Source organism: Clostridium sulfidigenes, from assembly GCF_052067195.1.
Lineage (GTDB): Bacteria > Bacillota > Clostridia > Clostridiales > Clostridiaceae > Clostridium_J > Clostridium_J sulfidigenes.
Genome location: NZ_JBQHQR010000002.1, coordinates 159988 through 176380, shown reverse-complemented (window position 1 = coordinate 176380; position 16393 = coordinate 159988). Strand labels below are relative to the sequence as shown.

Here is a 16393-nt window from a genome sequence, read left to right as displayed (position 1 = left end):
TTCTAATACATTTAAAGAAATTTTTGGAGTCATAGATTTATGACTAAAACTATAATAAACAGAGTTCTTAGCTTCTCTGAAGTTTAGGACTAATTAATAGGAAAGTAGGGTGCATAAATATGTTATTAGATGTAGTGAAAAAATATTATGGAGAAGAATATGATTTAAACTGTGCAGAGACTATGCTATATGCTGCTAATGAAGAATATGGTTTAAACTTAAGTAAAGAAACTTTTAAAACCATGGCTGCTTTCGGTGGGGGAATGGGTGTAGAATCCACTTGTGGAGTTATCACAGGAGCAATTTCTGTTCTTGGTATTTTATTTACAAAGGAAAGAGCCCATGAAAGTGATTATGTAAAAACCCTTACTCAAGAATTCATTGAAAACTTTAATAAAGAATGTAATTCATTAAATTGTGATAAATTAAAGGAATTATATAGAAATGATGAAGTAAGATGTCTTAATATAGTAGAAAAAGGTGCAGTTATATTAGACAACATAGTAACAAGAGAGAGAAATAAACAGTAATTGAGAATAATTTTAAAACTTAGTGCTGAGAATATCCTTAGCACTATTTTTAAACTAGCATCCCATAAATGTTATTTCAAGGAGGTTGATATGGATGGACTTTAAAGAAGCTATTGAAGAAAGTGGAAAAGTTATATTAAAGGATGTAAAGAATTTTGAACTTCCCCATATTTTTGATTGTGGACAATGTTTTAGATGGAACAGACAAGATAATAATAATTATATAGGTGTAGCCTTTGGAAAAGTTATTGAAATTGAAAAAAGGAATAATGATGTAGTTATATATAATACGGATTTAAAGGATTTTAATGACATATGGCTAAATTACTTTGACCTAGAAAGGGACTATTCAGCTATAAAAGAAGAATTTGAGAAGGATGAACTTTTAAAAAAAGCAGTAGAATTTGGTGTAGGAATAAGAATACTACAGCAAGATCCCTTTGAAATGCTAATATCTTTTATTATATCTGCAAATAATAGAATCCCTATGATAAAAAGAGCTATAGAAAATATAAGTAAAGTATTTGGCAAATCTATAAAGTACAAGGGAAATACATATTACGCTTTTCCAACCTTAGAGGAGTTTAGAAGAGCTACGGTAGAAGATATAGAAGCTTTAGGTGTTGGATTTAGGGCTAAGTATATATATAAGGCACTAGAAGATTTGAGTAGTGGTACCTATGATTTAAACGCAATAAAACAAAGTGATGATGATGGATGTCATGAGGGTCTTAAAAATTTTAATGGAGTAGGGCCTAAGGTAGCAGATTGCATAATGCTATTTTCTATGGGGAAATACTCAGCATTTCCAGTGGATGTATGGGTGAAAAGAGCAATGCAGTTCTTTTATGTGGCACCAGATGTATCATTGCCTAAAATAAGGGAGTTTGCAAGAGAGAAGTTTGGTAGCTTATCTGGATTTGCACAACAATACTTATTTTATTATGCAAGAGAAAACAATATAAAAATAGATTAAGTTAGAAATATGTTGATATATAGAACATAAACTAAGGGTATACAAGGTGGGAAAGGTATGGAGAATAAAAATAAGATAAAAAAGTATGTAACAAATGGAGTAATATGGACTATAGTTATAGTAGTATTATTAATAGCCTATTGGGAATTTTCCAAGAAATTCACTGTATTTAGAGATCCAGAAGAATTAAAAAAATTAATACTATCCTTTGGTAGTTATAGTATAATTGCCTTTGTAGTGCTACAAATGATACAAGTAATAATATTCTTTATACCAGGAGAAGTTGTTCAAGTAGCAGGTGGATACATATTCGGACCTTTAGTAGGAGGAATTGCCTCTGCAGTAGGGATAATTCTTGGAAGTGTAGTTGCTTATTTTATAGCTAAATTATTTGGGAAAAAGTATATAAATAAGCTTATTGAAAAAAATAATTTAACTAAGATAAAGAGAATATTAGATGCTGGAAGTAATAATATAGTTATCTTTGTAATATACTTTATACCTGGAATACCTAAAGATATATTAGTTTATGTAGCTGGTATATCCAATGTAACTCTAAGGGATTTTATATTATATTCTTCTGCTGGTAGATTACCATGGATAATCACATCTGCCATGTTTGGCCACGGTATACATAGAGGGGACTATGTATCTATGATAATTATAGGGGTAGTATCAGGAGTCTTATTTTTAGTCGGAATACTTAAAGGACATAGCATTATAGACTTTTTCCATAGAGCCTTAAAGCATAAAGGTAAAAATAAGAGAAAATAAGAGAAAATATTACCATGAGTGAGATATTTTAATATATTCGCTTATTTTACCAGGTTCTATTAAAATAAAAGATTTGCTTATAAAATAATAATTATATATTATTATATTGTAGTTAGCACTCAATAGTCGTGAGTGCTAATAAATAAAGATAAATAAAAAAATTATATAAATAACTAACAATTAGGAGGGTTTTTTATGAATATCAGACCATTAGGCGACAGAGTTGTAATCAAAAGATTAGAATCTGAGGAAATAACTAAAGGAGGAATAGTTCTAGCAGGTACTGCAAAAGAAAAACCACAAGAGGCAGAAGTCGTTGCAGTAGGTCCAGGAACTTATTCTCATGGAAGAGAAATTAAGATGGAAGTGAAAATAGGAGATAAGATATTATTTTCTAAATTTGCAGGAACAGAAGTTAAATTACAAGGACAAGAATATATTATATTAAAGCAAGAAGACATATTAGCAATATTAGAATAAGTAATATATTTTAATGATAAGCTAAGAAATTCACATATCATAGGAGGTAAATGAATATGGCTAAAAGTATTTTATTCGGAGAAGAATCAAGAAGAGCTATGCAAAGAGGTGTAGACGTACTTGCAGATACAGTTAAGGTAACTTTAGGACCAAAGGGAAGAAATGTTATATTAGATAAAAAATTTGGTTCACCACTTATAACAAATGATGGTGTTACAATAGCTAGAGAAATAGAACTTGAAGATGCATATGAGAATATGGGAGCACAACTTGTAAAAGAAGTTGCAAACAAAACAAACGATGTAGCTGGAGACGGAACTACAACTGCTACAGTACTTGCTCAAGCGATCATAAGAGAAGGACTTAAGAATGTAACAGCTGGTTCAAACCCAATGTTACTTAGAAATGGTATAAGAATGGCTGTAGATACAGCAGTTGAAGAAATAAAAAAATACTCTAGACAAGTAGATGGAAAAGAAGACATAGCAAGAGTTGCAGCTATATCAGCAGCAGACGAGGAAGTTGGAGCTCTAATAGCTACAGCAATGGATAAAGTAGGTAACGAAGGTGTTATAGCTGTAGAAGAGTCTAAAACAATGGGAACTGAACTTGATGTTGTTGAAGGTATGCAATTTGATAGAGGATATTTAAGTGCATATATGGTAACTGACACAGATAAGATGGAATCTGTACTTGATAATCCATACATTTTAATAACTGATAAGAAAATATCTAACATCCAAGAATTACTTCCAATTCTTGAGCAAATAGTACAGCAAGGTAAAAAACTTTTAATAATTGCTGAAGATGTTGAAGGTGAAGCAATAGCTACTTTAGTAGTTAATAAATTAAGAGGAACATTTACATGTGTTGCTGTTAAAGCTCCAGGCTTTGGTGATAGAAGAAAAGAAATGCTTGAAGATATAGCAATACTTACAGGTGGTACAGTAATTTCAGAAGAATTAGGACACGACATTAAAGATGCAACTATTGAAATGTTAGGAAGAGCTGATAGTGTTAAAGTTACTAAAGAAAACACTGTTATCGTAAATGGAAAAGGTGCAAAAGAAAATATAGCATCTAGAGTAAATCAAATTAAGAAACAAATGGAAGATACAACTTCTGAATTTGATAAAGAAAAATTAAATGAAAGACTTGCAAAACTTGCTGGTGGAGTTGCAGTAATCAAAGTTGGTGCTGCTACTGAAACAGAATTAAAAGAAAAGAAATTAAGAATTGAAGATGCTCTTGCTGCTACAAAAGCTGCAGTTGAAGAAGGTATCGTTGCAGGTGGTGGAACTGTTTATATTAATGCAATAGAAGCAGTTGCTAAACTAACTTCAGAGGTTTCAGAAATCCAAGTAGGTATTAACATTGTAAGAAGAGCTCTTGAAGAGCCATTAAGACAAATAGCTACAAATGCTGGTGCAGAAGCTTCAGTAGTAGTTGAAAGAGTTAGAAATTCAGCTACAGAAATAGGCTATGATGCATTAAATGCTGAATATGTAGATATGATTAAAGCTGGAATAGTTGACCCAACTAAGGTTACAAGAAGCGCACTTCAAAATGCTGCATCTGTAGCATCAACATTCTTAACAACAGAAGCTGCTGTTGTTGATATTCCAGAAAAGAACCCAGTTCCAATGCCAGGTGCACCAGGAATGGGAATGGACGGAATGTACTAAAATTAAATATTAAATAGAATTAAGACTTTCATGAAGTTTTCATGGAAGTCTTTTTTTACATCCATAATTAATGTTCACATAAATTCTCTCCAAATTTTATCAATTTAATTATCTACAAAGTCTATAAAAACCTTTAAAACAGTGGATTTTAAGGATAAATGTAATAAAATAACACATAACAAGGAAAGTATATAGAAATATAATACAAATTATAGTATAATATGTTTAACATTTATAAATTTATACAACAATAAAACAAATTTATATAAATGTAAAATAAATTTATATAAAAAGAAAGTAAGTTTATATAAAAAGAAAGTAAGTTTAGATACAATGATGCAACTTTTTTATTTGGGTACCTTGAAAGTTGTTGAGTTAATGGTACAACCGGCTAAATTATAAATTTAGTCGGTTTTTTTGCGTGTATTTTATATACACATATGTAAAAATATAGTATAATGATTTCTAAATAGAAATAAATGTAAAAGGATAATAAATTATGGGTTTTATAGTATTTTTATATGGAGTAGTAATAGGAAGTTTTTTAAATGTATGTATTTATAGAATACCTAACAATCAGTCATTAATTAGTCCACCTTCCCATTGTGGAAATTGTGATACTAGATTGAAATGGAAGGATTTATTTCCAATAGTAAGTTATCTATGGCTTAAGGGTAAATGTAGATATTGTGAATCTAAGATTTCTATGAGATATCCCTTAGTAGAAGGGCTTACAGGGATTTTATTAGTAGGAATATATCTTAGATATGGCATAGGGTTAAGCTTTTTTAAGTATTCCCTTTTAACTCTATTTTTAATAGTCATAGCCCTTATTGATTATGATACTACAGATGTGTATTCTAGTGTAGTTTATAGTGGAATGGCAGTGGGTATAATCTTTATCCTTATAGAAACTGTAGCATACTCCCATAGTATAACTAACTATATTATTGGGGGATTAATAGGCCTAGGTGTTATTGGTTTAATATATGTTTTAACTGGTGGCATGGGTGTTGGAGATATTGAAATAGCAGTATTATGTGGATTATTTCTAGGATGGAAATTAGAGATATACTTTTTACTCATATCCTTCATTATAGGAGGAACAATTGCAGTTATGTTAATTGCATCAAAAAAGAAATCAAAGGATGAGTATATTCCTTTAGGACCTAGCTTGGCTATGGGAGCATATATAGTTTTAATCATTGGAGAACAATATATATTAAATTTCATTTAATATAAGGAGTTTTAAGAAATAAAAAGAAGTATAAAACTTTTAGATAAGGACAAATAAATTAATTGTAAAGGTGAGGTGGAGAGAAATGGCAAGGAATACTGTCAGACTAGGTGACTTGCTAGTAAAGGCAAATAAAATTACCAGGTCACAATTATCAGAAGCCTTAGAGATTCAAAAGGTAAAGAGAAAAAAACTGGGAGAATTATTAATCGATGAAGGTATAGTAACAGAGGATATTATTATAGAGGTACTTCAAGAACAGTTAGGTATTGAAAGAGTAACATTAAGTAATATAGATGTAGATTCTAAGGCTGTTAAATTAGTTAACGAAGGCTTATGTAGAAAATATGAATTATTCCCTTTTTATACTGCTGATGGAGTAATAAAGGTAGCTGTATCAGATCCTTTAAATATATTTGCTATGGATGATGTAGCTATAACTACAGGACTAAGAGTGGAACCTTATATATCCACAAAGGATGACATCCATAAGGCTACGGAAAAGTATTATTCAGATAGAAATGTGGAAAGTGCTGTAGAAGAGATAACCAGGTCTAGGATAGTGTTTCATAATAAGACGGAAGATATAGAAAAGATTGATGAAGTTAAAAATGCTCCCACTGTAAAACTAGTGGATTCCCTACTTAAAAATGCAGTGGAACAAAGAGCTTCAGATATTCATATAGAGCCCTATGAAAAATATATAAGAGTTAGATATAGAATAGATGGTCAGCTAGAAGAAATATCATCTTTAAATATTGATGTACTTCCAGGCATAGTTACTAGAATAAAAATTCTAGCAAATCTTAACATAGCTGAAAAAAGAATTCCTCAGGATGGAAGAATAGTTACTGTAATCAATAATAAAAATATAGACATGCGTGTGTCTATAATACCTCTTATCACAGGAGAAAAGGTTGTAATAAGAATACTAGATAGAAGCAACTATAAAATTGGAAAAGATAATCTGGGCATGAGTAGTGAAAATATAAAAAATCTTGAAAATATCATATCTGCACCCCATGGAATAATTTTAGTAACAGGACCTACAGGAAGTGGAAAATCCACCACTCTATATACTATTTTAGGGGAACTTAATGATATTAATAAGAACATAGTTACTGTAGAAGACCCCGTGGAATACTCCATGGATGGAATAAATCAAGTAAATGTAAATAGTAAGGTAGAACTTACCTTTGCTGCAGGCTTAAGGTCTATATTAAGACAAGACCCTGATGTAGTAATGGTAGGGGAGATGAGAGATAGCGAGACTGCTGAAGTTGGTATAAGAGCTGCCATAACAGGTCACCTGGTTCTTAGTACACTACACACAAATGATGCACCATCCTCAGTAATAAGACTTATAGATATGGGAGTTGAACCTTTCTTAGTGGCCACTGCCATAAAAGGAGTAATAGCTCAAAGACTGGTTAGAAGAATATGTCCAAGCTGTAAGGAAGCCTATGAGGGTGATGAAGCTGAAAGGAAACTTCTTAACTTAAATAGTGATGATAAAATAACTCTTCATAGAGGCAAGGGTTGTGCTAGCTGTAATTATACTGGTTATAGTGGCAGACTTGGAGTCTATGAAATAATGAATGTAGATAGAGATATAAAAGATTTAATTATAAAATCTAATAACCCAGAAGAATTAAAGGATGAAGCTGTTAAAAAAGGTATGAAGACTTTATCAGATAGTTGTAGAGAGTTAGTTCTTAAAGGTGAAACCACAATGGAAGAAATGATGAAGATAATATTTATGGATAACTTGTAGAGGAAGGAGAACTAAATTATGTCTAAATATAAATATAAGGCTATTAGCTCTAAGGGTGAAGTTATTCAAGGAGTACATGAATGTAGGAGTAGGGAAGAGGTACTTAACCTTATGGTATCTAGTGGATATTCACCACTGTCCATTGAGGAAGCTATAGGTAGTAAGGAGATTATTCTAGGAAAGAGAAATAAGGTTAACAACAAGGATATATCTATATTTTGTAGACAACTAGCTACCATGATAGAAGCTGGTGTTTCCATAACTAATGCCATAAGTCTTTTAGCAGAGCAAATACCTAACAAGAAGCTAAGGGAAGTCCTTGTAAAAGTAGATGAAGATATAAGAAAAGGTGAAGAATTATCTGTAGCCATGGGTAAATACTCTAATGAATTTCCAACCTTACTTATAAGCATGATTCAAGTTGGTGAACAAAGTGGTACCCTAGATTCCATCATGAATAGGATGGCCACTTACTATGAAAAGCAAACCAAGATGAATGGTAAATTAAAAAATGCCTTAATCTATCCAGGCATATTAGCCACAGTAACAGTGTTTGTAGTGGTATTTATTCTAACCTATATAATGCCAATGTTTATGGATATGTTTGAATCAGCAGGTTCAGACCTTCCAGCCATGACAAAGATAGTACTATCTCTAGGAGATGGTATAAGGCACTACGGTGTATTAATAGGCCTTGTTATTGTAGGTATAATAATAGGCTTTAAATATTATACAAAGAGAGTTGACTCTGGAATTTATATGTACAGTAAATATAAACTGAAAAACTCTCTCTTTAAAGACTTAAATCAAAAGATTGTAGTATCAAGATTTTCAAGGGGATTATCTACAGTTTTAGGAGCAGGACTATCCATAGCCAGCTCCATAGATGTAGTATCTGCAGTATTAGAAAATAAATATGCAGATGTAAAACTAAAAACAGTAAAAGAAAGAATGTTAGCTGGAGATACACTATCCGATGCCATAAAGGAATCACAGTTATTTCCACCAATGCTAGGGTCCATGATAAAAATTGGAGAAGAAGCTGGAGAATTAGACAACATCCTAAGCAAAACAGCAGACTTCTACGACGAAGAGCTAGAAAGAGCAATAGAAGCCTTCACCACAATCCTAGACCCAATAATGCTAGTGATAATGGGAGTAGTAGTAGGATTCCTAATAATCTCCATCCTAACTCCAATGTTTGAAATGTACAACGTAATGTAAAAAGGACAAGCCTATCTTTTAACTAATATGAAAGTCAAGTATTCACAATTATTTAAAGCATAGTCAAAACAAAATAACAGGTCTAACCAGGGGAAACCCTTTAGAAATAAATAGAAATAATTAGGAGGTCATTTTAAATGATAAAAAGAGCAAACAACAAAAAGAAAAAAGGTTTTACACTAATAGAACTAATCATAGTTCTAGCAGTAATGGCAATCATAGCATTAATAGCTATACCAAACTTCGCGGCAGTAAGAAATAACTCTAAGGTTAAAGCAGATAAACAAAGCTGTGAAACTGTAAAAAGGACTGTATTAATGTTAACTGCTGATGAACAAATTACTGTTACAACAGATACAAAGGTTAAGTATAATGCTGTTAGTGGAACAGTTACTGAACCAGTTGATAAAAAAGAATTAGATGATGATGAAATTAAAATAATTCAAACTCAACTTAAAGATATTGGAAAACCACAGCAAAAAATCGATGATAATGTTGCTAATACTTATGTATTTACAATTGATCCAGATGGAAAAATAAGTGAAGTCAGTGTAGAGTATAATAAATAAAACCTATTAATTGCCTACTCAACATAAGTGTAAAGCCACTCTTTACACTTATGTTTCTAAAAATAAATAAAAATATTTCTCTACAAGCTTAAACGCCACTTATATCAACACTTTCACCATGGAAGAACATAAAAACATAAAAAGCTAAAAACATATAAATTTTAGAGATTATACATAACTACTAAGATAGCAAAACACTACAAATCATTGATACCACAACAAATAGTTAACTATTTATATAGGTAAATATAGAAAAGTTTAAATAGCTATATATTTAAATAGTTTTATAGGTTTATAGAATCATAGTCAAATAGTTATATAGACCTATAGTTTCATATTTTAATAGGTATATAGATAAATATTCAATTTAAGGAGTATTAAAGAAAATTTTAAATTGTGCAATGTAATTTAATGATGAAAAAATAATATTATTCATAGTATTTCTCGGGGAATAAAGAAGATATATGAAAATTAATAGAAGTTATGAAAGAATAATAATGAATTTGAAAGTTATCTAGGGTGCTAAGTTATTAGAGCCTTAGTGTATATAAAATAGATATAAATATTGTTAATTGAACATAAAGGATTTGAAGAAGAAGGGAGTGCTAATTTTGAGTTTGTTTAGTAAATCTAAGGTCAGTGAAGAATTAAAGAATAAGGAAATTCAAGTAAATATAGATAATGGTACCTTACTAAATAAGGAAGGTGATCATAAAGGCATTGATGTTGAAAATTCTAAGAAGGAATCCATATGGAACAGAGATATAAAGTTACAGGATTTAAAATTTAAAAGAATAAAAAAAGTTGATGATAGTAAACCGACTAAGCCTAAGAGTATAAGACTTGTAAGTCTTGATATAGGCTCTAGTGATATAAAAATTGTAGAGGGACAAGTTAAGGGTGGAAAATTAAAGGTTTATAATATGAGGAAAATAAAATCTCCAGAGGATATTATTCAAGATGGAGAGCTTTTTAACGAAGAATCCATCTTAATTAAGTTGAAGGAAGAAATGAAAACCTCAAGGGTGAGAACTAAAAATATAGCTTTAGTTTCCTCTTCATCTACAATCATAAGTAGAGAGATTATAGTTCCTTATGTGGAGAATAATGAAGAATTAAAAACCTTAGTTAATTATGAGATAGAGCAATTTCTAGCTATAAATTTAAATAATTATGTAATTCAATTTATGAGGTTAGAAGAAGTTATGGTGGATGAGGTAAGAAAGGAAAAGATATTTACTATTATATATCCGAAAAATCTCATTGAATCCTATAGAAACTTAGCTGAAAAATTACTTTTAAATCCCTATGCTCTGGATATAAGTAACAACTCCATAAGAAAACTAAGCAGCATTGCAGATATATATAATGTAGATTTAATAAATAAAGAGGAGTCCATTTTGTACTTAGACTTGGGTTATAAAAGTGTAGATTTATCTATAGTTAATAATAACAAGTTAGAATTTATAAGGGTTATGCCCATTGGTGGAATAGAGATAGATAAGTTTATAGCAGATTTAAATGGAATTTCTATGGAGGAAGCAGAGGAAATAAAGAAGACTCAGGTTGAAGTAGGAAAGCATAGGAAAGAAAATCAGCTTAATGATGGAGTAGTAGAAGTCATAGAGGGTTGGCTAGAGGATTTAAATAGAATTATTCAGTTCTATACTAATAAAAGTAATGGGAAAAAGATAAGTCATATATATTTATACGGTGGCACTTCTAAGTTAAGAGGAATAGATGAGTATGTATCCTTAAAGACTGGAATAGAAACTACAAAAATAATTACAGCTAACAATATAGAATTTAGTAAAAATGTAAATACAACAACCATTGAAGAGTATGTTAATGCATTAGGTGCATTAGTAAGATTGTAGGTGAGATTATGAATGATTTGAATTTTTTCTATGTGGATACAAATAAAGAAAGCGATGCAGGAGTAAAGAAAGCAATTTTTAGTGCAGCAGCTATAGTTGGGGCGGGTATTATAGTAACCTTGTCATTTAATACTTTTGGAATTTATAGAGCTGAAAAATCAATAAGTGATCTTAATAATAAAATTAATGAAGAAGCTTTTGTAGAAAGTTATAAGGAAAGTTTAGAGGTAGCTACAGAGAGAAAAACCTTTTCTACTTATAATAGTAAGTTAAATGAAATTTTCCATGGCATAATCGATAGAAATAAATTAAGTCCAGACTTTATTGAAGAGATAAATTATACCCTTCCAAAAGAGGTGTATTTTAAATCTATGAATTTTGCAGCAGGTTCTATAGAAATAAATGCTTCAGCTACAAATAGAGAGACTATTGCTGAGTTTCAACATAATATGAATAATATTGAATTCATAGAAGAATCTCATATAGGTGGAATAGTGTCAGACTTAGGTGATGGTGAAAAAGAAGTATTTACCTTTACTATGACCTGTAAACTAAAGGAGGCGTACTATAATGAAAGTAAGTAAAAGAGAAAAATTTTTATTAGGAGTATTAGTCCTCATAATTATATGTACAGCATATTATAAGCTGGTTTATGAAAGGCAATATGCTAAATTGCAAGAAATTAAACAGGAAGAATCAGAGTTAAATGAGAAATATAATGAGATGCTTTTAAATATAAATACTATTACAAAGAACAAAAGTGATATAAAAATATTAAAGGATAGTATAGGTTCAAAATCTATGCTTTTATATCCTAAGATCTATCAAGATAGAATAATAATAGAGCTAAATAAACTATTAAATGATGCTGGAATTAAGGGGAGTTTAACTTTTTCAGAGGTTACTGTTTCTCCAATAGAAGCTTATTTTTCAGAAGTAGCAGACACTAAGGAACAGCCATCCCTAGAGCAAGTAGTAGAGGAGTCTAGTAAAGAAAAGACCAAGGAAGATGTGGAAGAAAAACTAGAGGAAACTAAAGACCTTGGAGAAGAGCAAGCTACTAAAAGTGATAAAGGAGAGTCAACTGGAAATAAGGTAGAGCAAATGAAGGTATCTGTATCCTTTAATGGTACCTATAAAAACGTTGCTAAGTTTGTAAAGCTAATATCAGAATATGAAAGAATTTTAGCTATGCCAAATATAAACATAACAGCCTCAGGAAATGATGAAGTCTCTGGAACTTTAGATTTAGAATTTTACTCCATACCAAAAATTAATCCTTATGAAGATTCAAAGTACTTAAAATGGACTTTTGATGAGGAGTATGGAAAGGAAAATCCTTTTTTAGAAGGAAGTCAAAGCTCCATGACATCAAGAACTAGTGAAGGAAACAATTATGTTCTAATCATGGCTTTAAAGGGTGTGAATTCGGATTTACCAAGTTTAACTTTAGGTAAGGAAAATGATTTAACTAGAGAAAGTTATATATATAACGATGAAAATAAAAAGGTAGATGTGGAAATTCAGGTAAATAAAGAAGGCGGTAAGTACTATATTAAGTACAAAACAGAGAAATCTAGCTATCCATCAGATTATAGTAAAAATGGTATAGAGCTTAGGAATGTGGATGATGAAAACATAAATATTGCAATATACTCATCTAAACGTATAGGTATTGATGATAAGGTAGGAGCAAATATAAAGGTAATAAATAATGCTAATGATAAGAAAGTTTCACTTACCATAATTGATGATGATAAAACTAGTCCAAGGGTGCAAATAACACCAGAAGGAAAGGTGGAGTATGTTAATAAATAAAGTTACTAAATCTAGAAAAAGTAAGAAAGGTTTTACTCTTCTAGAGGTAATAATTAGCTTTGCTCTAATTTCAATTATTCTTATTCCTATAGCTAATTTAGTACTAACTTCTGTAAAAATAAATAAATCCACAGAAAATAAACAACAAGCTAAGGCAGTACTTCAGGAAACCATAGAAAATATTAAAGCTATAGATAATTTTTCAAGTGCTTTATCAAAGCCTTTAAATAATGGCATTACTTTAAGTGAAGCTACAGGGGAAGATGATAAATTAATATATTCAATAAGTGGCGAAATAAATGGATTTTCCATAGATGGGTCTATAAAAGAACAGTCCCAGGTCATTAATAATAAGGTTAGTGAAATGGAAGTCGATAGAACTATATATTTTAATAGGGGGTCCATATCTATATCAAATGGTAAGGAGGTTATAGAAGAAGCTATAAAAAAACTATCAGATAACTTAGCTACACCATCAGAGGAAGTCTTTATTGAAATGAAAGAAGCAGGGGAGATAAATGTTACTTATGGGGGAAGTATCATTGCTATTCCTAAACCAGAAACTAATTCATTACTTATATGCTTAAATGAAGACAGTGAAAAGAAGTTAAATTTAAGTGTAGAAAATAAGAGCCATACAGAAAACTTAAAAATATATCTATTTAATGGGGAAAAAGTATCTGAAAGGCAAGATGTAATAATATCTAAATTTAATGGACAAATAGAATTAATCGAAGAGGTTCAACATAGTGAGGATATTATCAATGAAAAATTGTACTTTGTAGAATTAAGAGCTAATAGAAATGGGGAAGTAGTAGAAAATATGAATTTAGAACTACTTAAATAGAATAATTAATTAAAAGGGGTTTTAATAGAGTTATTAAATTAAGAGGAGGGAGAAGATGAGAAAAAGAAAGACTAAAGGTTCATCTATGTTACTTGTAATAGCTGTGTTTGGTATATTAGCTACCTTAGCACTGGCTATGCTAGGAGCCACCTATGCAAACTATAAGCTAAGAGTAGAAGAGAACAATAGGGTTAAAAATCTCTATTCTGCTGAATCTGGAATTGATAAGGCATATGCTAGAATCACTAAAGTAGTAGAGATAGCTATAGAGGAAGGCATAGCGGCAGGTAATAAGGAGACTATAATAAAGAAGCAAAATGAAATTTTCAAAGGGGTTTATAAGGATTATATAGATGATAATCTTATAGATTACGTATCGGGAGAATATGTAGTAAATAGTAATAAGGCAGAAGTTAAGTGTGAGTTAAAAGCTCCAACAATAAAAAAAGGGGATTTAGATTATAAAATTGTTAAGTTAACTTCTACCTATCAAGATGATAAAGGCAAAGAGAGAGTGGTGAGTGTAGCTTATAATTTAGTTACACCAGAAGCTTATAGAATCCTTGATAAAGCCGATGGAAACACATCTAAATTAATAAACTATACTCTAGCTGCTGATGGAAACTTAACTATTGCTACTGATTCATCCCATGTTAAGGAAGGTAAGGTAGAAGTGGACGGAAACCTTTGGATTCAGGGTTTACGAAGTGAAAATATGGTTAATAATCCAACGGCAGATAAGTATAAGGGTGGAATTGAGATAAATAATACTGATATAGAATTTAAAGGACAAGTTAACACCGCTGCCAATATTACCGTAGACAAAAGTAAGGTAAATCTTAAAGCAATAACTTTAGAGGATAAAGAAGTTGATAATAAGGTTTATGCTGAGAATATATTTTTAGGTAGTTTAGCAGATGGTGATGTGGATAGTGGTATAGATGTAGATTCCAGTAAGGCAGAGCTATATCTAGCTAATGATTTAGTTATAGGAGCTAGTGATGCAAAAATTAATATAAAAAACCTTTATGGTTTTAATGATTTGAATATTGCTTTGCCTACAGACAATGGACAGGTTGTTAGGGGTTCTAGTTCTATAATAATTAATTCCATGAAGTGGCCTAATAATAAGGGTAATTTAACAGTTAGTGACAGTGCATACCTAATGGGTTCTGCTTATATAAAGACTCATAAAGAGCCTTATCAGACAGGGGAGTCTGTAGCCTTAAAGGGGAATTATAAGGCCTATGCCAAGGATTCTAATGGGAATTATAAGGATAGCCAATATGAGTATTTAGATCCCTTAGTCCTTATAACTAAAAATGCACAAGGACAACCTTTAAATGTGGTAGATAAAGCAGAGCACTTTGTAGATTATAGTAATTCAAGTGATGCTGATATTAGAGCAAAGGGAATATCCCTTCCACAGAAAACCTATACTGCTGGAGCCTATATTTCAGGGGGAAAAGCCCATGGAAATTCAGTAAACCTAAATACCGAAGAACTTGACAAAGTAGAAAATATGAAGAAAGGATTTGTACAAGCTGTTTATTATATGGGAGATGAAGACTTTGATGTGAATAAATTTCAACAGGGTAAGGCTATTTATAATGTAGAAAATCAAATAAACTGGGATGGTGTATCTTCATTAATTGATAATAGGGGTAACATTATTCAGCTTGAAAACATGGTAATTCTATTAAATGATGATGAAAATAGGGACATTGAAATTAATGATGATAAGCTTATCTTAAGACGTGAAAATAAAGAGGCAACCTATAACACAGAATTTAATAGGGAAGAATCTAAGGACATAAGTTATATAGTGGTGACAAAGGGTGATGTAAATTACAATGGAACTAAGGATTATAAAGGTACCATTATATCCCTAAAAGATATAAATATAAAGAATTCTAAGGGGTTAATAGGAACTGCTAAATTATCAGAAGATGAGATAAAAGATAAGAAGAATAAGGGTGTATTAGATTTTATCTTTACTCAAGGTAAAAACTTAATAACAGAGAGAACTATACTAGCTACAGATTTGATTACAAAGGAAAAATGGACACTAGAAAAATAAGTTATAAGGTAGTGGGATTATGATTTTAAATAGAAAGAAAAAAGGAGTAACCTTAATAGAATTAGTGATAGCATTAGGGCTTTTAGCTATAGTTACTTCATTCATATTCTCCTTTTTCTTTTCTAATGAAAGAAAGCTAGAGGAGATAAACACTAGATCAGACCTTCAATATGAAGCTAAGGTTATTTTAGATAGTATATCTAAACATGCCATGGCAGCTACTAAATGTAAAGTGTACAAAGAACTTGATGGTACTGTAAAAACTATAACCTTTTCAAAGGTTGAAGATGATGGCACAGTAACTGATGAAGGAGCTGAATTTATCATTGAAGAAAATAATGTTTATCTATCTACAAAAGAGGATGGTAAAAGGCTTATTGGTTCACATTTACATCACATAGAGACTTCAGATAATGTGAAAAAGAGTATAGAAGTTAGATTGTCATTAAAAGAAGAGGATATAGATTATTCAGTAAAAGAGACTTTTTTATTTAGAAATAGTCATAAAAATTAATGATTTAA

At 30.7% G+C, this 16393-nt stretch carries 15 protein-coding genes and 1 riboswitch; all 15 genes read left to right on the top strand.

What is annotated here, in order from left to right; translation table 11 throughout:
- Nucleotides 1–119: 119 nt before the first annotated feature.
- The 15 genes from ACTNBA_RS02710 (at nt 120) to ACTNBA_RS02640 (ending at nt 16385) form a co-directional block, all read left to right on the top strand.
- Nucleotides 120–530: a C-GCAxxG-C-C family (seleno)protein gene (locus ACTNBA_RS02710; RefSeq protein ID WP_035130482.1), complete on the top strand. Its 411-nt coding sequence runs from the start codon at nt 120–122 to the stop codon at nt 528–530.
- A 94-nt stretch (nt 531–624) separates the two neighbouring features.
- Nucleotides 625–1506, top strand: coding sequence for a DNA-3-methyladenine glycosylase family protein (locus ACTNBA_RS02705; protein WP_441072393.1), 882 nt, complete (start codon nt 625–627; stop codon nt 1504–1506).
- A 57-nt stretch (nt 1507–1563) separates the two neighbouring features.
- A complete protein-coding gene (locus ACTNBA_RS02700) occupies nt 1564–2280 on the top strand; it encodes a TVP38/TMEM64 family protein (protein ID WP_441072391.1) in 717 nt (238 codons plus the stop codon).
- Nucleotides 2281–2475: 195 nt separating this feature from the next.
- Nucleotides 2476–2760, top strand: coding sequence for a co-chaperone GroES (gene groES / locus ACTNBA_RS02695; RefSeq protein ID WP_035130475.1), 285 nt, complete (start codon nt 2476–2478; stop codon nt 2758–2760).
- Between the two features lie 56 nt (nt 2761–2816).
- On the top strand, nt 2817–4445 hold the full coding sequence (gene groL, locus ACTNBA_RS02690) for a chaperonin GroEL (protein ID WP_346847189.1): 1629 nt from the start codon (nt 2817–2819) through the stop codon (nt 4443–4445).
- Nucleotides 4446–4762: 317 nt separating this feature from the next.
- A riboswitch (cyclic di-GMP riboswitch) is annotated at nt 4763–4847 on the top strand.
- Nucleotides 4848–4944: 97 nt separating this feature from the next.
- Nucleotides 4945–5682: a prepilin peptidase gene (locus ACTNBA_RS02685; protein ID WP_441072388.1), complete on the top strand. Its 738-nt coding sequence runs from the start codon at nt 4945–4947 to the stop codon at nt 5680–5682.
- 85 nt (nt 5683–5767) lie between these two features.
- Nucleotides 5768–7456 carry a GspE/PulE family protein gene (locus ACTNBA_RS02680; RefSeq protein ID WP_441072386.1) on the top strand — a complete coding sequence of 563 codons (1689 nt, stop codon included), beginning with the start codon at nt 5768–5770 and terminating at the stop codon, nt 7454–7456.
- An 18-nt stretch (nt 7457–7474) separates the two neighbouring features.
- Complete coding sequence (locus ACTNBA_RS02675; RefSeq protein WP_441072384.1) at nt 7475–8680, top strand: type II secretion system F family protein; 1206 nt, start codon at nt 7475–7477, stop codon at nt 8678–8680.
- A 137-nt stretch (nt 8681–8817) separates the two neighbouring features.
- The gene (locus ACTNBA_RS02670) at nt 8818–9249 is read left to right on the top strand and encodes a type II secretion system protein (protein ID WP_441072382.1); all 432 of its coding nucleotides are present in this window, start codon (nt 8818–8820) and stop codon (nt 9247–9249) included.
- Between the two features lie 611 nt (nt 9250–9860).
- A complete protein-coding gene (pilM, locus tag ACTNBA_RS02665; protein ID WP_441072380.1) occupies nt 9861–11126 on the top strand; it encodes a pilus assembly protein PilM in 1266 nt (421 codons plus the stop codon).
- An 8-nt stretch (nt 11127–11134) separates the two neighbouring features.
- Entirely contained in the window at nt 11135–11710 is a 576-nt protein-coding gene (locus ACTNBA_RS02660) for a PilN domain-containing protein (RefSeq protein WP_441072378.1), read from the top strand.
- Nucleotides 11697–12944, top strand: coding sequence for a type 4a pilus biogenesis protein PilO (locus tag ACTNBA_RS02655; RefSeq protein ID WP_441072377.1), 1248 nt, complete (start codon nt 11697–11699; stop codon nt 12942–12944). Before ACTNBA_RS02660 ends, ACTNBA_RS02655 begins: the two co-directional genes overlap by 14 nt.
- Complete coding sequence (locus ACTNBA_RS02650; RefSeq protein ID WP_441072375.1) at nt 12931–13791, top strand: type IV pilus modification PilV family protein; 861 nt, start codon at nt 12931–12933, stop codon at nt 13789–13791. Before ACTNBA_RS02655 ends, ACTNBA_RS02650 begins: the two co-directional genes overlap by 14 nt.
- A 55-nt stretch (nt 13792–13846) precedes the next feature.
- A complete protein-coding gene (locus ACTNBA_RS02645; protein WP_441072373.1) occupies nt 13847–15871 on the top strand; it encodes a pilus assembly FimT family protein in 2025 nt (674 codons plus the stop codon).
- Between the two features lie 19 nt (nt 15872–15890).
- Nucleotides 15891–16385, top strand: coding sequence for a prepilin-type N-terminal cleavage/methylation domain-containing protein (locus ACTNBA_RS02640; RefSeq protein ID WP_441072371.1), 495 nt, complete (start codon nt 15891–15893; stop codon nt 16383–16385).
- Nucleotides 16386–16393: the final 8 nt, after the last annotated feature.